This is a genomic window from Arcicella sp. BE140 (genome assembly GCF_031456255.1).
Taxonomy (GTDB): domain Bacteria; phylum Bacteroidota; class Bacteroidia; order Cytophagales; family Spirosomataceae; genus Arcicella; species Arcicella aquatica.
Genome location: NZ_JAVDUE010000018.1, coordinates 23,487 through 41,565, shown reverse-complemented (window position 1 = coordinate 41,565; position 18,079 = coordinate 23,487). Strand labels below are relative to the sequence as shown.

15 protein-coding genes are annotated in these 18,079 nt (G+C 34.8%); 6 read left to right on the top strand and 9 right to left on the bottom strand.

The window, feature by feature from the left end; all coding sequences use genetic code 11:
• Nucleotides 1-12: 12 nt before the first annotated feature.
• The 3 genes from J2Y60_RS20420 to J2Y60_RS20410 form a co-directional block, all read right to left on the bottom strand.
• Nucleotides 13-873 (bottom strand): sugar phosphate nucleotidyltransferase, encoded by an 861-nt coding sequence (locus J2Y60_RS20420; RefSeq protein WP_309916645.1) that lies wholly within the window; start codon nucleotides 871-873, stop codon nucleotides 13-15.
• Nucleotides 874-901: 28 nt separating this feature from the next.
• Nucleotides 902-1,978: a galactokinase family protein gene (locus J2Y60_RS20415; protein WP_309916642.1), complete on the bottom strand. Its 1,077-nt coding sequence runs from the start codon at nucleotides 1,976-1,978 to the stop codon at nucleotides 902-904.
• 199 nt (nucleotides 1,979-2,177) lie between these two features.
• Nucleotides 2,178-3,530 carry a Gfo/Idh/MocA family oxidoreductase gene (locus tag J2Y60_RS20410; RefSeq protein ID WP_309916640.1) on the bottom strand — a complete coding sequence of 451 codons (1,353 nt, stop codon included), beginning with the start codon at nucleotides 3,528-3,530 and terminating at the stop codon, nucleotides 2,178-2,180.
• A 465-nt stretch (nucleotides 3,531-3,995) separates the two neighbouring features.
• Here J2Y60_RS20410 and J2Y60_RS20405 point away from each other — a divergent pair, with 465 nt between their 5' ends.
• The 5 genes from J2Y60_RS20405 (at nucleotide 3,996) to J2Y60_RS20385 (ending at nucleotide 7,728) form a co-directional block, all read left to right on the top strand.
• The gene (locus J2Y60_RS20405; protein ID WP_309916637.1) at nucleotides 3,996-4,415 is read left to right on the top strand and encodes a 6-carboxytetrahydropterin synthase; all 420 of its coding nucleotides are present in this window, start codon (nucleotides 3,996-3,998) and stop codon (nucleotides 4,413-4,415) included.
• Nucleotides 4,375-5,079: a GTP cyclohydrolase I FolE gene (gene folE / locus J2Y60_RS20400; protein WP_309916634.1), complete on the top strand. Its 705-nt coding sequence runs from the start codon at nucleotides 4,375-4,377 to the stop codon at nucleotides 5,077-5,079. The genes J2Y60_RS20405 and folE overlap by 41 nt, the downstream gene beginning before the upstream one ends.
• A 172-nt stretch (nucleotides 5,080-5,251) precedes the next feature.
• Nucleotides 5,252-6,013, top strand: a complete 762-nt coding sequence (locus tag J2Y60_RS20395) for a cytochrome c oxidase assembly factor Coa1 family protein (RefSeq protein WP_309916633.1) — start codon at nucleotides 5,252-5,254, stop codon at nucleotides 6,011-6,013.
• Nucleotides 6,014-6,187: 174 nt separating this feature from the next.
• The gene (locus tag J2Y60_RS20390; RefSeq protein ID WP_309916631.1) at nucleotides 6,188-6,766 is read left to right on the top strand and encodes a Crp/Fnr family transcriptional regulator; all 579 of its coding nucleotides are present in this window, start codon (nucleotides 6,188-6,190) and stop codon (nucleotides 6,764-6,766) included.
• 104 nt (nucleotides 6,767-6,870) lie between these two features.
• Nucleotides 6,871-7,728, top strand: a complete 858-nt coding sequence (locus J2Y60_RS20385) for an SDR family oxidoreductase (protein ID WP_309916628.1) — start codon at nucleotides 6,871-6,873, stop codon at nucleotides 7,726-7,728.
• A gap of 80 nt (nucleotides 7,729-7,808) precedes the next feature.
• Here the strand turns inward: J2Y60_RS20385 and J2Y60_RS20380 are convergent, their stop codons facing one another.
• Entirely contained in the window at nucleotides 7,809-9,332 is a 1,524-nt protein-coding gene (locus J2Y60_RS20380) for a S10 family serine carboxypeptidase-like protein (RefSeq protein WP_309916626.1), read from the bottom strand.
• A 117-nt stretch (nucleotides 9,333-9,449) separates the two neighbouring features.
• On the opposite strand from J2Y60_RS20380, the gene J2Y60_RS20375 reads away from it, so the two are divergent.
• Nucleotides 9,450-10,640: an aspartate aminotransferase family protein gene (locus tag J2Y60_RS20375; RefSeq protein WP_309916898.1), complete on the top strand. Its 1,191-nt coding sequence runs from the start codon at nucleotides 9,450-9,452 to the stop codon at nucleotides 10,638-10,640.
• Nucleotides 10,641-10,859: 219 nt separating this feature from the next.
• On the opposite strand, the gene trxA is transcribed toward J2Y60_RS20375, so the two are convergent.
• The 5 genes from trxA to J2Y60_RS20350 form a co-directional block, all read right to left on the bottom strand.
• Entirely contained in the window at nucleotides 10,860-11,183 is a 324-nt protein-coding gene (gene trxA, locus J2Y60_RS20370; RefSeq protein WP_309916624.1) for a thioredoxin, read from the bottom strand.
• 135 nt (nucleotides 11,184-11,318) lie between these two features.
• The gene (locus J2Y60_RS20365; RefSeq protein ID WP_309916621.1) at nucleotides 11,319-12,467 is read right to left on the bottom strand and encodes a hypothetical protein; all 1,149 of its coding nucleotides are present in this window, start codon (nucleotides 12,465-12,467) and stop codon (nucleotides 11,319-11,321) included.
• Nucleotides 12,468-12,575: 108 nt separating this feature from the next.
• Nucleotides 12,576-16,148, bottom strand: coding sequence for a DNA polymerase III subunit alpha (gene dnaE, locus J2Y60_RS20360; RefSeq protein WP_309916618.1), 3,573 nt, complete (start codon nucleotides 16,146-16,148; stop codon nucleotides 12,576-12,578).
• 76 nt (nucleotides 16,149-16,224) lie between these two features.
• On the bottom strand, nucleotides 16,225-17,016 hold the full coding sequence (locus J2Y60_RS20355) for a hypothetical protein (protein ID WP_309916614.1): 792 nt from the start codon (nucleotides 17,014-17,016) through the stop codon (nucleotides 16,225-16,227).
• A gap of 36 nt (nucleotides 17,017-17,052) precedes the next feature.
• Entirely contained in the window at nucleotides 17,053-18,006 is a 954-nt protein-coding gene (locus tag J2Y60_RS20350; protein ID WP_309916612.1) for an SPFH domain-containing protein, read from the bottom strand.
• Nucleotides 18,007-18,079: the final 73 nt, after the last annotated feature.

Here is an 18,079-nt window from a genome sequence, read left to right as displayed (position 1 = left end):
CAAATTTATCGCTTAAAACTCTCCAAACTCATCTACCAAATATTTCTGAACAATAGAAATATCTCCTTTTGACGTAAGGTCGGGTACGTTTTCTTCTACAGGTACCGTAATTACTTTCTTAGCGTTTTCTTTAGCCATTTTCATGACAGCACTTGGCAATTCCCGTTCGTTTCGAACTGGATTAAATGGTTCTTTGCTTACATATTCCAAAATATCATCATAATAAAAATGGAATACGTTCATATTTACACCAATCTTACCATTTTTATCTCTGGCAGACTCTATTTGTTCATCATTTGGTTTTTCGATGATTTCAATCAAATAATCCTCTTCATCAGCTTTGATTACAGCAAAAGCTTTTACCCTTTCTGGAGCAACGCCCAAAGCAATACTTTCATAAGAAACCACAGCATTGGGTACAGGACAATCTTTCAACAAGGTAAGTACTTTAACTGAATACAAATTATCAGAATTACATACAGTGAATCGTTCGCCTTTCCATTCAGGGGTTTGTTCTAATGCCTGTTGAATGGCATCGGCAGTACCAGCAGGTTTTTCGCGGTCTGGAGCAATTTGTTGTGTGGCGTATTTAAAAGTAATTCCCCAAGCCTTGTTGTCGGCTACCAATTGGTCATAATAAGGTTTGGTAACGTTATCTTTTGGGTTTTTTAAAATCAATACTTCTGTATAACCAGCACGATGTGCGTTATAAATTAAATAATCCATAAATGGGCGACCATCTTTTCCTACACCAATCATTCCCTTCGGAAGTGTGTTTGCTTGTTCAATTAATGTAGAATCTAACGTTTCTGTGCCTTCTGCTTTTTTCATTCTTGACGACATTCCGCCCGCCATGATTAGTAATTTTGCCATTTAAAGATTTTTTATTTTGCTAGTTGGGTTAATTTTCTAAGCTTGTACCCTCGTCAATCTGAATGATATAAGCTTTACCTCCTTCATTTTCAATACTTTTAGCGACTGCTTCGGGGTTTTCTGGGGCGTACACAAACATACATCCACCACCACCAGAACCGTTTATTTTGCCTCCTAATGCTCCAGAGGCTTTGGCTGCGGCTAACATTCTATCAATTTTAGGAGTTGATATTTTTAATAATGCTTGTAAATTTAATTGATGTTGATTTAATAATTCGCCAAATTTTTCATGGTTTAATGTTTCTGCCTTCAATAATGCGAGGGCTTCAATCAAAATTTCACGATTATCAATATTGGCTTTTATCAAATCTAATTCTTCATTATTCAACAATTTAACAAATGCCTTGACGTCTTCTTGTGTAACGCTAAACAATGAAAAATCTGGATACTCCTTTTTGATTTTTTCTACAGCCTCCAATACACCATACTTTACTCTTTTCAAAATACCGACTGTATCTTTAGGTTCTAGTGAATCTCCGAGTACAAAACTGCCAAATTTTGGTTTGAGCGTTTCTACATAAATCTTAGGCGTCGATTCCAAATATATTACATTGCCAACGGCCGTTGAATAATGATCCATCATTCCTCCAGCTTCCTTAAACTCTACCACTTCCGCATGATAGGCTATTTCCGCTATCTCATTAGCTGATAATGGATTAGGCTCATCGGCTATTCTGGATAAAAAATGAATCCAGTTGGCCAATAATGCTGATGAACTTGATGTGCCCGAATTAATTGGAATATTGCCTTCTACAGTACATTCTAATCCCTTTTTAAAAGAATATCCTTGTCGCTGTAATATATTCAAAGCTGACCTAAAGTAATCTCTTTTATGCAAATAAGGTAATTCTGGATAGATATCGAAACTAATTTCTGAATCTATATCGGGTAAATGTAAAATTGCCTTCCCATCGTTCCTATTTTCGCCAGTAATGTTTACTCTTTTAGAAATTGCGGCTGCAATTACTGGCAGTCCTAGATAATCTTGATGTTCACCAAAAAGACATATTCTGCCTGGTGTTGATACTTTAATCTTATTACTCATCGATGGTCGGTAATTAATTACTGCAAAAATAGTGTTTTAATTTGAAAGTGTGAAAATTTGGAGATTTGAAAATGTGTTTTGGTCTCTTTGATTTTTTAAAAAATTGCTAATCAATCGTTTATCATAACTATCATTCAGCATTTTTTAAAAAGAAAACATCATTTTCAAATTTTCAAATCACCAAATCTTCAAATTATATTTAATATTCGTCTGTTAATCCAAAGATACGCTTGTTGGTTTTCCACTTTCCTCTAGTAAAGTCTGGAATTTCGATAGAAGCTGAATTTTTAGCAATTGAAAGTTCTGATAATGGACTAATTGCAGACCACACCGCTGCATCATACACATCAATTGGAGGTGCTACTTTTCTTTTAACAGACTCTACGAAAGCCCTTAATACAAAGTAGTCAATCCCGCCATGACCCGCGTTTTCAGCATCCTTGGCATGCGTTTTCCAAAGTGGATGGTCGTATTTATCTTGATATTCCTTGAAAGGGTCCCAACGGTCATGATTCTTCGCCAAGCTTTCTAAGTAAATAGATTTGTTATCTTCTGTCCAGATGCCTTCCGTGCCTTGTACTCTAAATCCTAAGGAATAAGGACGGGGTAAATTAGTATCATGTGTAATCAAAATAGTTTCTCCGTTGGCACACTTAATGACTGTTGTTACTACATCACCCAATTTGAATTTTACTTTAGCATTCGGATGGTCGGCACCGCCTTTCTTTACAATATAATCATGTAAACCTCTTGATTTGGTAGCAGTAGAGGTCAAAGAAAGGAATCTGTTACCACGATTAATATCTATCATTTCTGCTACAGGCCCTAAACCATGCGTAGGATAAATATCACCATTTCTATCTATAGAATGTTGTGTACGCCATTTAGCTTCAGAAAAACCCTTTTCTCCAAATTCCACCCCACCGCCATAAGGTTGTTTACCATCATTAAACTTTACACCACGTAAATCGTGCTGATAACCACATTGTAAATGGACTATTTCACCAAAAAGATTCTGACGAACCATGTTTAATACAGCCATCACATCTCGGCGATAGCACACATTTTCAAGAATCATACAGTGCGAACCTGTTTTCTCGAAAGTATTGACCAAATCCCAAGATTCTTGTAAGGTAACCGTTGCGGATACCTCCACGCCTGCATATTTGCCAGCTTTCATCGTAGCAACAGACATCGGGACGTGCCATTCCCAAGGAGTAGCGATGATGATTCCGTCTAAATCATCACGTTTTACCATGTTCTCAAAATCATGGTCGTTTTTTTGATATATAGCAGGCTCTTTTCGACCTTTATCTTTCAACATTTTTAAAGAAATAGCAATTGCATTAGGGTCGATATCGCAGATGGCGTTAATTTCTACGTCATCACGATACATTGCCATCTCTAAATGATTCCTTCCCCTGAGACCCACACCGATAAAACCAAGGCGAACCTTTTTTTCATCTTCTTTAGCACCAAATACAAAATTGGGAATAGTCAGTGCGGCCGTACTTGCCAGAGCTGTTGATTGGATAAACTTGCGTCTTTGCATTTTTTTAATTTGAAGATAGTGTTTTAGTAAGCATTGCAGAGTTCCTTTTAAATTATTTGAACTCAAAATCAAAAAATGATGTTTCTAACCTAACAAATAATTTCGAGAAAAATAATCATAATTTGTGGCTTCAAAAGAAAGATTGACAAATAATTTATTGAAAGCCTTCAAATCAGTAATTGATTGCTGATAATTTTAAGATATTTGTTGTAAGAAAGAATTTTCTAAATAAACACGATGAATATTTGTTTAATCTTTTTTGTAATTAATTAAACAAATTTAAACGTTCTCTTGTTATTAATTACGAATACCATTACGCTGATTTAGTTTAAGAGTGTTGCTGACAACCTTTCAGACGGCTTTTAAACTTTGAGACTAAATTCCGCATGATTGTCTCCAACTTACCATAATTAGTCGAAAAGTATGACTAATTAAAAGTTGAATTTTAAAAAAATCAAAGATAATATGATGCCAAAAAGAGTGTCGGTGTTTAGGAAGGAGCATTTTAATGCCGCACATCGACTGAATAATCCGAATTGGTCGGATGAGAAAAATGAACGTGTTTATGGAAAATGTAATAATTTCAATTATCACGGGCATAATTATGATTTAATCGTACAGGTAACTGGTGAAATAGACATTGAAACTGGTTATGTGATGGATATGAAAGTCTTGAGCGAACTTGTCAAAGTTGAAATTTTAGATAGATTTGACCATAAAAATTTGAATTTAGATACTGAAGAATTCAAAGACATCAATCCTTCAGCTGAAAACATCGCTATCGTCATTTATGACAAACTAAAACCCAAAATCAACTCAAACTTTGACCTTAAAATTAGATTATATGAAACCGAACGAAACTTTGTTGAATACCCTGTTAGTTGATAACAATAATAAAATTAGGTTTACGGATGAAGAAATCGGTGATGAGCATATCATGACGTCGGTAGATACTCCTATGCGTGATGATGCTTTTGATATGACTGACGATGAAAAGATGGCTCAGATAGAATACCACTTCAAGCAAATTATGGAGACTTTGGGATTAGATTTGACAGACGATTCATTAAAAGGTACGCCTAAAAGAGTAGCAAAAATGTATGTAAAGGAGATTTTTAGTGGTCTCGACCCTAAGAATATGCCTTCTGTGGCTCTTTTTGAAAATAAATATCAATACAATGAGATGTTAGTTGAAAAAAACATTTCATTCTATTCAAATTGCGAACACCACTTTGTACCCATTTTTGGAAAAGCCCATGTGGCTTACATCGCGAATGGACAAGTGATAGGTTTATCTAAATTAAACCGTATCGTTCAGCATTTTGCCAAACGCCCACAAGTACAAGAACGTTTGACAATGCAAATTGCCAAAGAATTACAGAAGCTTTTAGGCACAGAAGACGTAGCCATCATGATTGATGCCAAACACCTTTGTGTAGCGTCAAGAGGAGTGAAGGATGATACATCAACTACTATTACAAGTTTTTATGGTGGTAAATTTGCTGAAGAAGCTACTAAGGCTGAATTCTTGAAATATATTGCTGTGTAAAATTTTAGATAGGTTTCAATTACAAAAAAATCCGCTCAGGCTCTGGGCGGATTTTTTGTGTTTGTAGAATGAGTGTTTCAATATATGAAAATTAAATATTTAAATTAAAGATGGAATTACTATATTGTAAGCCATTAAATCGAAATAAAAAATAACCCTAAAAACATTTATTATGCCACTAAATTTTAAGGAGTATGTAACTCTATCATCTAGAAAAAGAAGAATAGCCGCCTTTATGATTGATCATTTTGTAATGTCCACGATAGGAGTTTTAATTTTTTTTCTAACATTGGGACCAGACTTTATGAATGAAAATAGTCTAAATGATATAACAATAGCAATGTCATTTGTAATGCTTTTAATCTTTGTACTTTATTTTGCAAAAGATAGTGTAAATGGTATAAGTATAGGAAGATGGATAATGGGAATAATGGTTCGAGATGAAGAAGATTCTAATATTGTACCTTCATTTGGTAGATTATTTTTACGGAATCTATTTCTAATTATTTGGCCAGTAGAATTTATTGTTTTGGCTACTAGTAATGTTAAAAAAAGATTGGGAGATAAAGTATTAAAAACAATTGTAATTAGAAATCCCGATAAACCTAAGACAATTATACGTATTCTTGCCGTATTGGGTACTTTCATTTTATTTTTTGTAATTGTTTTATTACTTTCTGTAAGTACTATTAAAAAAACTGATGCTTATAAAATGTCAATTATAGGCATAGAGCAAAATAAGGAAATTCAAACAGAAATTGGAGGAATAAAAGAATACGGAATGTTCCCTACAGGTAATGTAAATATTACTAATGGACATGGACAAGCTGACCTTCAAATAAAAGTTATTGGAAATCAAAAGGAAATAGAAGTGAATGTCTATTTGGAGAAAGAACCTAATAGTCAATGGAAAATAATTGAAATGAAAAAATAATAAAGGACTTCTGGATTTTATCAACGAACATTGCAGAATAGTTGACTTTTAAAGTTAACTATTCTTAGCAAATTTCACTCGTTAATCCGCATCTTTAATAAAATTAGCGAACTGCTCGAAACTCAAAACTCATCACTCACAACCTTGGCGGCGGACCGCTCACAACTCTTACCCATGTTTGCCTATTTTAAGAAATACTTAGCAGAAAGAATTACCTTGAACGAACAAGATTATAACTTGATAGAATCGGTGAGTGTAGTTAAAAAATTAAGACGACGACAATATTTACTTCAAGAAGGGGATGTCTGGCGATTTAATGCATTTGTGTGCGAAGGCTTTTTGCGTACGTATTTTGTAGATGATAAAGGGCTTGAGCATATTATGAATTTTGCCATAGAAAATCATTGGTCGGGAGATAGAGAAAGCCTGACTTCTGAACAGCCATCAAAATATAATATTGATGCGATAGAAGATTCTGTAATAATCTTAATCAAGAAAAATGATTTTGATATGCTTTGCAAAACTATTCCTGTCTTTAATGATTTTGTAAATGACATTCTGCAAAGACGTTTTGTGGTAATGCAGGAACGAATACACGCTAATATTACCTTCTCTGCCGAAGAAAAATACCATAATTTTATTTCCAAATTTCCTTCCATTGCGAATCGTGTTCCACAGCACATGATTGCTTCTTATCTTGGTATTTCTGCTGAAACAATCAGTAGAATCAGAAAACAGGCACTTCAAAAATAAATTCTCTTGACATTTATCAAGATTTTTTTCCTTTAATTATCAATGGAAATAGGTACTGCCTTGGTGCAATTTTGTATCATAAATTAACATAAAAAATTAAGACAATGAGCAAAATAATTTTCATTACAGGAACAAGTACAGGCTTTGGAAAGCTTATGACCATTACTTTATCTAAAGCAGGTTATACCGTAATAGCAGGAATGCGAGGAACAAAAACTAAGAATGCTGTAATTGCTGAAGAGCTTTCGGCTTTGGATAATGTAGAAGTAGTAGAAATAGACATTACGGATGATACTTCTGTAAAAGATGCTTTTGAACAAGTATTGACCAAATATGGCAAAATAGATGTAGTGGTCAATAATGCAGGAGTATCAGGATTTGGTTTATTAGAGGGCTATTCTATAGACCAAATCAGAGCGATGTTTGAAGTAAATTTTTACGGTGTTTTGCGGACTTATCAAGCAGTATTGCCAAGTATGCGTAAAGCAAAAAGTGGATTGATTATCAATATTACTTCTGGAGCAAGTGGACATACATTGCCTTTTATGATTCCTTACTTAGCATCAAAATTTGGCGTAGAAAGCATAACAGAAGGATTACAAGATGAACTAAGACAATTTAATATTGAAAATGTAAGTATTCAACCTGGCGTATATCCTACAGAAATGACTAATGGAAGTAAAGCAGGTTTGCCAGCCGATAAAACTGATATTGTAGCAGAATATGGTGAAAAAGCTAATGAAGACTTTAATGCTTTAGGTGCAGCATTTTATGGAAAATTAGCTGAATTCAATATGAATCCTCAAACAATTGCTGATGGAGTGTTGGCTTTAGTGGAAATGGAAGAAGGTACTCGTCCACTACGTTTTCCATTAGATGCTATTGCACAGGGAACAGATAAGGAATTTGTAGAAGCTAGAGCAACATTGAAAGCAAAATGGCTAGACAAGTATAGTAATTAAATCTATTTCTTTTATAGTAGTTATTTTAGATTGGTCAACTTTTAAAAAGTTGACCAATCTTGTGCTTATGATACTTCTGATTATTTTAAAGTTTCATCATAAAACTCATCTGCTTCTTTTTTAAGTTTAATCAATGATGCTTTGTGGATGTACATCATGTGTCCAGATTCAAAGTAGGTGAATTTTATATTCTTACGTTGTTCTGGTCTTAAACCCATGTGTGATACCACATATTCAGCCGCAAAATAGGGTGTGGCTAAATCATAATAAGCCGAAGGTATCCATACTTTCAAATAAGGATTTTTAGCCATTGCTTGTCGCAACGTTTCGGCTACGTTCAAATATTTGTTTTGTACATTATTATAATTCCAAGGTTGTACTCTGCCAGTCAGCATCAAATAAGGCAAATCATTTTCATATTTTAAATCCTGACGTAAATAGTTGTTTACTGTCGTAGAATAGGGTCCTGAGATCGTAGCATCCAAACTTGGGTCGAATTCGTATCTTTCGCCGGCATCATCATAATCAATTCCAGTAAATCGTCCGTCTAAACGTCCAGCAGTTTTGCCTTCACTACGTAATAACTCTTTGGTAAAACGGCTGATTTCTATGCGTAAATTGACATTTTGGATAAATGCCTCTGAAACACCCGTCAACTTACTGAGTTTTTGAACAATTTGTTTTTTTTCATCTTCTGGTAATAAATCACCTTTCATTAATGCAGTAGCATATTCGTTTAAAGCGAAATGTTCGGCTTCACGCAAGGCTTTCTGTAAATCCCCTTGATATTCCTTCGCAATTTTTTTGTGATACCAAGCCATGGCTGTGTAAGTAGGTACATATAGAATATTAGGCAATTCATTTCCCTTATCGAATAGAATGGTTTGGAAATTTAATACCGAAGAAATCAAAGAAATACCATTGATATACATATTGAATTTATCTTGCAAATAACCCGAAAGTCCAGCAGAACGAGTAGTACCATAACTTTCGCCAGCCAAGAACTTGGGAGAAGACCAACGACCATATTTTACTGTGTATAATCTGATGAATTCTCCTACAGACTCGATATCTTCTACATATCCTAAAAATTGTTTAGGGTCTTCGCCATTTACTGCTCTACTATAACCAGTATTAATAGGGTCAATAAATACCAAATCAGTTTTATCCAGCCATGAATATTCGTTGTTAACATATTTATAAGGTGGAGCTAAGGCATCGCCTTTATCCGACATCAATATTCTTTTTGGTCCAATAGCACCCATGTGAAGCCAAACTGATGCAGACCCAGGGCCGCCATTAAAAGTATAGGTCATCGGGCGTTTGGTAATGTCTGTTACACCGTCTTTCGTATAGGCAATAAAGAAAATGTTGCCTTTTGGTTTACCAGCTTCGTCTTTCAAAGTCATATAACCCGTAGTAGCGGTGTATGCAATGGGCTGACCATTAATAATAGTTTGGTGTTTGGTAACGACTGGAGCAGGAACTGATGAAGAGGAAGGAATTATGGCATTGGCTTGTTGAATACTTTTCAAATCTGTCTTTTCTTGGGCAAAAGAACAGAACGATAATAGTACTAATAATAGTAAAAAGTGTTTTTTCATTTGGGAGTTAGTTAAATGATGAATGAATTGTAATTTTGTGTTTACTGAAATCTCTCAGCTTAGGCTTATTGCTTAAAGCTATTAGAAATACTTATCAACTAAAAATACAAAATCTTGATTACACATAGAGAACTATTCTTAAAAAATGTTGCCCAAACGTCTGATTTTCCATTAGCCTTAGAGATAGAGCAAGCTGAAGGAGTGTATATGTATGGAAAAAATGGGCAACAATACATGGATTTAATTTCAGGTATTGGGGTGTCAAATGTGGGACATCGTCATCCTAAAGTGGTTGAAGCCATTAAAAATCAAGTAGATAAATACTTGCACTTAATGGTATATGGAGAATATGTGCAAACCCCACAAGTAGAATTGGCGGAGGCGTTGGTAAAAACATTGACGCCTACTGAAAGTAATGTAAAACCTTTAGATAATGTTTATTTTACTAATTCTGGGACGGAGGCAGTAGAAGGGGCAATGAAATTGGCAAAGCGTTTTACGGGGCGACAAGAAATTATTTCGTGCTTTAATGCCTATCATGGTGCTACCCAAGGAGCATTATCACTATCAGGTAGTGAGAATTTCAAGAGAAATTTCCGCCCGCTTTTGCCTAGCATTAGAAATATCCGACATGGAGTAATAGAGGATATTGCATTGATTACAGAAAAAACTGCTGCCGTGATTATTGAAATTGTCGGTGGAGAGGCAGGGGTAAGGATTCCAGAAAAAGAATATTTTTTAGCCTTAAGAAAACGCTGTGAAGAAACTAGAACGCTGTTGATTTTAGATGAAATACAAACGGGCTTTGGCAGAACAGGTACTTTTTGGGCATTTCAACAATTTGGTATTTATCCAGATATTTTACTTTGTGCTAAAGGAATGGGAGGAGGGATGCCAATAGGGGCATTTATTGCCAATCACGAAGTAATGGGTGTATTTAAAAACAATCCTATTCTGGGGCATATTACTACTTTTGGTGGGCATCCAGTAAGTTGTGCTTCGTCATTAGCTACACTAAATGTGATTCTGGAAGAAAATCTCTTGGCATCAGTGCAGGTTAAAGCTACTTTATTCAAATCGTTATTGGTGCATGAAAAAATCAAAGAAGTAAGAAATCAAGGATTGATGATGGCGGTTGAGTTTGAGGATTTTGATACATTGAAGCCTATTATCGACCGAGCTATTGAAAAAGGAATAATAACTGATTGGTTTCTATTCTGTGATAATTCAATGAGAATTGCACCTCCTTTAATTATTACCGAAGAGCAAATTAGGAAAGCTTGTGCGGTAATTTTAGAGAGCATTTAGGCCTTTATGAGTTTAAAGCTTATGAGTACAAAGTTTAGCAGTTTAAATTCAGTAAGATAATAGTAATAGTGTAGTATAGATAGAAATTAAAAAGAGGTCAAATTGTTAAATCAATTTGACCTCTTCTCGTTATGTTATTTATGAACAAGCTAATTCAATTTAGATACTCATAAACATTAGACTTATGAACTTTAAACTCATAAACCCTAAACTCAAAAACTAAGCGTGTTTCAACAAAGTTTGTGATAACACAGCTTTTGGAATATTTCCACCTACTAATCTTTCTTTCAATTCTCCATTTTTGAAAATCAATAATGTAGGAATAGAACGAATTCCTAATGTTGAAGGAACAGTTGAATTTGCATCAACGTCCATTTTAGCTACAATAGCTTGTCCTTCTACATCACCAGCCAATTCTTCAACGATTGGTCCAATCATTTTACAAGGTCCACACCATTCTGCCCAAAAATCTACTAATACTGGTTTATCTGAATTGATTAATTCTTGAAAATTATCATCGGTTGCTACTACGTATTTTCCCATTTTATTTTTTAATTAAGTTAATTTCTTTTCTCAAAGTTAAAACAAAATGTTTTAACATCTTAGTTCCTATGTTTTAGTAAAACAAAAAGGTTTTAAGCTTTTCTGTTGATATTCAAATGATTAATGCTATTATTTTTAATAATTTTCATAATATTTTTTTATTTTTCTAGTAATTTGGTCGTAAATAGGCTTGGTAAATTCAGTAAATAATTGCTGTGGAGGAGGTGGCAAGAGTTCTTTGTTTCTAGTAAGGCTAAGTTGTTGTTTTGTTAAAGCTCTTTCGTCGCCATTAAAATTTGCCCATTCATTTACCCAAACGAATTCTCCTGCTATTTTATCTTGATAAACTTTTTGTTTGGTTTTAAAATCAATTACCTGAAAATCTAATATTCCTTTTGACGTAATCGCTTTTCTAGATTGTGTCAATTTAGCCGTTACTTTATTATAAACAGCTATTTTTTTTCCATTTACTGTCGTTTCACCCACTTTCACACTGTCTTTACTTGTTACAGTATTGGTGTTAGTCTCCACATAGGTTTGCCCTACAATAAAGTCATCAAATTGTAAATGAATGATTTGGTCGGGCTTTAATTTATTTTGTTCTGCCTCCTCAGGGGCATGAAAACGCACAAATTGATTTAATTTAGGATTAGTACGTAGAAATTCGTTGATTTTTCCCTGAAAATACTCATTACTTAAAGCATAAGTAGGAGAATTAACGCTTACTTGCTCAACAACAACATCAATACTGGCAAGTTCATACGATTCATCCAATTTGGCTTTAATATTAGGATAAGTAGGTACTAATTCTTGGACTACCGAAAAATTATTGAAAGCATCTTTGGCTGCATTACGATTGTTATTGGCTTGGCTTAGTGCAGATTGCGCCTCAGCGAATCGTTCATCTGCTGCTAAAATTTTAGCAGTTTGTAATGCATCATAAAACCTTTTGGGTGTACCTGCTACTTTTAAACAAGCTTGACAAGCTACTAAATCATCAGCTAAATGGTGAATCTGTTGATACTCAGCCACCACACGTTCCCAACGAAAATTTTCTTGTGAGTGTTTCCAATCTTCAATTTTGGTTAAATGAAAATTGAGTGCAGCAGGAAAAGCCTGTTTTAATACTTGTTGAGCTTTTGTATTGGTAGGACTTTTTTGCAATCTGTTAATAGCCGTTTCTACGGCTTCATCATAATTGCCTTGTTCAAGGGCTTTTTTCCCAGAACTACAGTTCCAAGTGCAATAGGCTAGTAAAGTAAAAATAAATAATTTTTTAAGCATGAGGTTTATAATTGTGAGTTAGTGAATTGTGAATGAGTGATTTTAGTTAGAAAATATTAAAGAAGATTCTTTTCAGTATCACTAACTCACAATTCACTCATTCACAACTTAATTAAGTTTATACGTTACTCCTTGCATTAGTTGTAATTCATTGAGGAATTCATTACTTGGTGAAATTTTATTTTTTCTTGAAAGCATCGTTACTTCCACTTTATCTTCTGGGTCATAGACCATAACGGATAAATTACAAGTACCTTGATTTTGAGATACTAACTTGTTTAATTGGTCAATAAAAATAGAATTAACTAATTGTAAGCCAATACTAATTTTTAACTCTTTCGAGAATAAATTCCTGATTTCAGATAATAATCGAATAGAGACAGGTTTAAATTCCCATTCGTCTGGTCGACCCCAACGGTTTTTAATTTGTCCCTTTATATATAAGAATCTATCAGTAGCAATGTATTTGGAAAGATTCACAAAATCTTCCCCAAATAAAGCAAACTCATAGCTTCCGTTATAATCTTCCAATGTAAAAAGCATAAATGGATTTCCATTCTTTGAGTACCTTTCGACAACTTTAGTGACAATTCCCCCTACAGAAACTTCTTTTCCTTTGAAAATAGGTTCCATTACTCTGTCTAGCGTACAGCTACAAAAGCTTTCTAGCTCTAAGCGATATTCATCTAATGGGTGACCCGAAATATAAATTCCGACCACTTCCTTTTCAAACTTCAGTTTTTCCATTTGTCCCCATTTTTCAATCAAAGGGATTTTAGGCGTTGCGAGGTCTCCACCGCCACCGTCTCCAAGCATTCCAAATAAAGAACCTTGGGCAGAAGCAGCAACTTCCACAGCCTTGTTGGCATAACGAATAATTTTTTCTATAAAATTACTTCCTTCAACATCAGCGAAATAAACAGCCCTGTGAATATTGTCAAAGCAATCAAAACCTCCTCCATAAGCCAGACTTTCCAACGTTTTTTTGTTAACCGTTCTAAGGTTTACTCTTTTCACAAAATCAAAAATATCTTTGTAAGCACCATTTTTATCTCTTTCTTCAATAATACTCTCTACCGCTGCATCGCCAGTCCCTTTAATAGCACCTAAACCAAAACGAATTTCCCCTTTTTTATTAACGGCAAATGAACGATACGATTCATTAATATCAGGCCCTAATACAGGTAAGCCCATACGCCTACATTCTTCCATAAAGAATGTAATTTTATCAATGTTACCCAGTGAGTTAGACATTACCGCAGCCATGTATTCTGACGGATAATGCGCTTTTAAATAACCTGTTTGGTATGCCACAAAAGCATAGCAAGTAGAGTGCGATTTGTTAAAAGCATATTGTGCAAATGCTTCCCAGTCTGTCCAGATTTTATTAAGCTTATCTTCAGGGTGTCCTTTTTCTTTGGCACCATCCACAAACTTGCTTTTCATTTTATCAAGCGTGTAGCGGTCTTTCTTACCCATCGCTTTTCTTAGTACATCGGCGTCTCCTTTGGAAAAACCTGCTAATTTCTGCGACAGCAACATCACCTGTTCTTGATAGACAGTAATACCATAAGTATCCGCCAAATATTCTTCCATATCGGGTAAATCATAAGCGATTTCCTCTCGACCATGTTTACGGGCAATAAAGTTTGGAATATAAGCAATAGGACCTGGGCGATACAAGGCATTCATGGCAATTAAATCCGAAAACTGATCGGGCTTTAAATCGAGCAAATGTTTTTGCATTCCAGCGGATTCAAACTGGAAAGTTGCATTGGTTTCACCTCTTTGATATAATTCATACGTCTTGACGTCATCAAGTGGAATATTATCCAAATCAATATCTATCCCGTGGTTTTGTTTAATCAATCGTAAAGCTTCTTTTAAAATAGACAAGGTTTTTAAACCCAAAAAGTCCATTTTAATTACACCCGCATCTTCAATTATTTTTCCTTCAAACTGCGTAATTAATAAGTTTACCTCTTTAGAAGAATAAACAGGTAGGATTTCGGTTAAATCCTTTGGAGCGATAATAATACCAGCTGCGTGAATACCCGTACCACGTACTGAACCCTCTAAAACGAGCGCTTCTTCTAATACTTTAGAACGCAATGACCCTTCACGCCTGATTTCACGAAGTTTTTTAACATTCTCAATATCTTCTGCTTGGAATTGTTCTTTTTCGGCTAACGACTTTTCACCAATTAACGGAGCATTCATTACTCGGTTAAGATTCGTTCCGGGCTTATCAGGTACTAATTTGGCTAATTCATTGGATTCATTCAACGGTAAATCCATCACACGAGCAACGTCTTTGATGGACATTTTAGCCGCCATTGTACCATAAGTAACGATATGGGCTACTTGTTGTTTACCATATTTTTCAACCACATAATCAATTACCTTTTGGCGACCCTCATCGTCAAAATCCGTATCAATATCGGGCATTGATTTACGGTCGGGATTCAAGAAACGCTCAAAAAGTAGGTTGTACTTAATCGGGTCGATATTGGTAATACCGATACAATAAGCCACTACCGAACCAGCAGCCGAACCACGACCAGGTCCTACAAAAACGCCAAGTTCTCGACCAGCCCTGATAAAGTCTGATACAATCAAGAAGTACCCCGCAAAGCCCATTGTACGAATGGTATGTAATTCAAAGCTCAGTCTGTCTTTTACTTCAATACTTTCCCAAGCTTCACCATATCGCTTTCTAGCACCTTCCCACGTAAGGTGCTCTAAGTAATCATCCTGATTAACAAAACCCTGTGGGATTTCGTAATTAGGCAACATGATATCTTGTTTCAGACGCAACGTGTCTATTTTACCAACGATTTCATTGGTATTATCAATCGCCTCAGGAATATGCGACCATAGTTTGGTCATTTCCTGTGTATTCTTGAAATAAAATTCGTCATTATAAAATGCAAAACGCTTTCCTTTTACCGATTCGCCATCATCAACATCTTTGTAAGTAGGCGTAGCCTGTTTTTCGCCAGTGTTGATACATAACAAAATATCGTGAGCGTTGGCATCTTTTTGATCTAAGTAATGAGAATCGTTTGATGCTATTACCTTGACATTATATTTCTTAGCAAATTTTAGTAATACCTCATTACATTTTAATTGGTCAGGTATTTGGTGGTTTTGTACTTCTACATAATAGTCTTCTCCAAAAATATCCAACCACCATTTAAATTCTTTTTCAGCCTCCTCTTCGCTACCTCTTAAAATTGCCTGAGGCACTGATGCCCCAATACAACAAGTTGTAGCAATTAAACCTTTGTGATATTGCAGAATAAGTGATTTATCAATACGCGGATATTTACCATAAAGCCCTTCAATAAAACCTAAAGAACACAACTTTACCAAGTTTGCATAGCCCTCGGCATTCTTGGCCAACATCAATTGATGATAACGTTTGTCTTTTTGTTCTTTAGAAAATTGTTTTTTAAAACGGTCTTCCACTACATAAAACTCACAGCCAACAATGGGTTTAACCCCTTCGTGTTTACTGGCTTCAGCCACAAACTGAAAAGCACCAAACATATTACCGTGGTCTGTTATGGCAACAGCAGGCATATTATCAGCTTTTGCTTTAGCAAAAAGTCCAGAAATTTTAGAAGCTCCATCTAAGAGAGAGTATTGCGTATGACAGTGTAAATGAGAGAATTGCATCAAATTGGGTTTTTACTTATACAAAATAAACAAAAAAGCGACAATTTTAGTGTCGCTTTTTGGATAAAATGATTTTTTATTTTTTTGTAATTTTTAAATGCTTCTGAGCTTCAGGATGATACCAAATCCAATAATCTTCAAAACAAGAATATAGTTGTGTTTTAGTAAGGTTTTCATTTAAAGGGTCTATGAGTTCAGTTTTAAATTTAAAAAAAGCGAGTCTTTTCTCTTTGGCATCAAGAATTATAGCATACATTGAATTTGTATAAGGTAATTCTTTTATCCAAAAACCAGTACCAGTCAATGCCACAAAACCTGAAGCTAGTGCAAAACCTATTGTATTGTTTAATCGTCTTTCGGCATCACCAATTGGGGTCCTAGTTATACCCAAAGAGATAATAGATAGGGCGTATCTTAAATTGTTTTTCTCTAATATGTTAACAACACTATCAGAGACAACTATCGTATTAAATAAATCTCTATTTTTTTTAGTATTCAGAATTTCAGGAAGATGACTTGAATTGATTGACTCTAGTTTATTAAATGTGGTTATATAATGTGACAGTTCATTATCTAAAATCTGCTCATCATCTTCATTAAGCGATATGTGTTTATAAGAAACCTCCGCTAAATTTAGGACACTTTCTGTTTTATCTTTTGTTTTAACAGCCAGACTTTGTGATAATTGTATAGCTATTTCGTTATTTTTAGCATTTTCATCAGCATCCTTAAATGTTAGAACATTTAAGGATGGCAATATTCCTATTTGTTTAATCTCTTCTGGTTTTACAGTTGATGTAAAAGGTTTATACATACTGCAACTATTTAAAAGAAAAAGGGCTAGACTAGCCAACAAAACTTTTTTCATAAATTAAAATTACTCTTTAATATTTAAGGATTAGAACTATTTTTTAGTGGGCAATTTAGGAGCAACATAATCGCCACCTTCTTTTAATTGCTGAATACCCATGATTTGTTTCATTGTTTTGTCCATTCCTTCTGTAGAACCATCCAAGAAGATAACATTACCCTGACCTTGTTCCGCAAAATGCTTGACCGCCTCTGTCCACATTGAGAAAAGTATTAACGAAGCATCCAGATTAGCCTCATTCATTACTTTGGCTGATTCAGCCATACCTCTAGCTACTTCTTCACGGAAGAGTGCCACACCTTGTCCACGTAACTGTGCCGCAATTTTTTCTGCCTCTGCCGATATTCTAATGGCATTACCTTCTGCCTCAGCAGCTTTTGTTTTGGTAATTAATAACGCCTGCCCTTCGTTTTCAGCAGCAGCCTTTAGGTTATTCGATGCTACAACCTGTGCCATCGAACGCATGATAGCTTCGTCAAAAGCAATATCATTCAACTGTAAATCTATCAAATGATACCCCCATTGTTCTAGGGTTTCATCTAATTCATTCTTAACGTTCAATACAATCTCACCACGTAATAACAATACCTCTGCTTGTTTTTTAGTAGCTACAAAAGCACGAATAGTTCCTTCTACAGTACGAATGAGGGCTTGCATAAACGAGCGCTCATCCATGTATTTAAATGCTACATTTTTGATAGTTTGTTCTTCCTGATTCAATACTGCATACACTAGCATGGCTTTGAAATTCACATTTGCCTGATCAGAAGTAATGGCCTGAAATTCTAATTCCATCGAGCGGTTTTGAATAGAGATTCTCTTGAAAATAAATTCGATAAACGGAATTTTAAAGTTTAAGCCGGGCGTCATCACTCTATGGTATTTACCAAAAACTGTTATTACCGCAACCGTACCTTGGTTGACAATAACAATTGAAAGAAAAACCACAACGAAAGCAAAAACCACTAAAATAATTAAAGCACTCATAGTTTTGGGGTTTAAGTATGTATGTTATTAAATTAAAAATATAGAAACAGCACCAAAGTACGGAAAACTTTGA

Excerpts from the sequence above, each read along its gene's own strand:
- folE (WP_309916634.1), top strand. The coding sequence starts at position 4,375 with ATGAAACCGAACGAAACTTTGTTGAATACCCTGTTAGTTGATAACAAT.
- J2Y60_RS20405 (WP_309916637.1), top strand. The coding sequence starts at position 3,996 with ATGATGCCAAAAAGAGTGTCGGTGTTTAGGAAGGAGCATTTTAATGCC.
- J2Y60_RS20410 (WP_309916640.1), bottom strand. The coding sequence starts at position 3,530 with ATGCAAAGACGCAAGTTTATCCAATCAACAGCTCTGGCAAGTACGGCC.
- trxA (WP_309916624.1), bottom strand. The coding sequence starts at position 11,183 with ATGGGAAAATACGTAGTAGCAACCGATGATAATTTTCAAGAATTAATC.
- J2Y60_RS20415 (WP_309916642.1), bottom strand. The coding sequence starts at position 1,978 with ATGAGTAATAAGATTAAAGTATCAACACCAGGCAGAATATGTCTTTTT.
- J2Y60_RS20365 (WP_309916621.1), bottom strand. The coding sequence starts at position 12,467 with ATGCTTAAAAAATTATTTATTTTTACTTTACTAGCCTATTGCACTTGG.
- J2Y60_RS20420 (WP_309916645.1), bottom strand. The coding sequence starts at position 873 with ATGGCAAAATTACTAATCATGGCGGGCGGAATGTCGTCAAGAATGAAA.
- J2Y60_RS20385 (WP_309916628.1), top strand. The coding sequence starts at position 6,871 with ATGAGCAAAATAATTTTCATTACAGGAACAAGTACAGGCTTTGGAAAG.
- J2Y60_RS20395 (WP_309916633.1), top strand. The coding sequence starts at position 5,252 with ATGCCACTAAATTTTAAGGAGTATGTAACTCTATCATCTAGAAAAAGA.
- J2Y60_RS20350 (WP_309916612.1), bottom strand. The coding sequence starts at position 18,006 with ATGAGTGCTTTAATTATTTTAGTGGTTTTTGCTTTCGTTGTGGTTTTT.
- dnaE (WP_309916618.1), bottom strand. The coding sequence starts at position 16,148 with ATGCAATTCTCTCATTTACACTGTCATACGCAATACTCTCTCTTAGAT.
- J2Y60_RS20380 (WP_309916626.1), bottom strand. The coding sequence starts at position 9,332 with ATGAAAAAACACTTTTTACTATTATTAGTACTATTATCGTTCTGTTCT.
- J2Y60_RS20355 (WP_309916614.1), bottom strand. The coding sequence starts at position 17,016 with ATGAAAAAAGTTTTGTTGGCTAGTCTAGCCCTTTTTCTTTTAAATAGT.
- J2Y60_RS20390 (WP_309916631.1), top strand. The coding sequence starts at position 6,188 with ATGTTTGCCTATTTTAAGAAATACTTAGCAGAAAGAATTACCTTGAAC.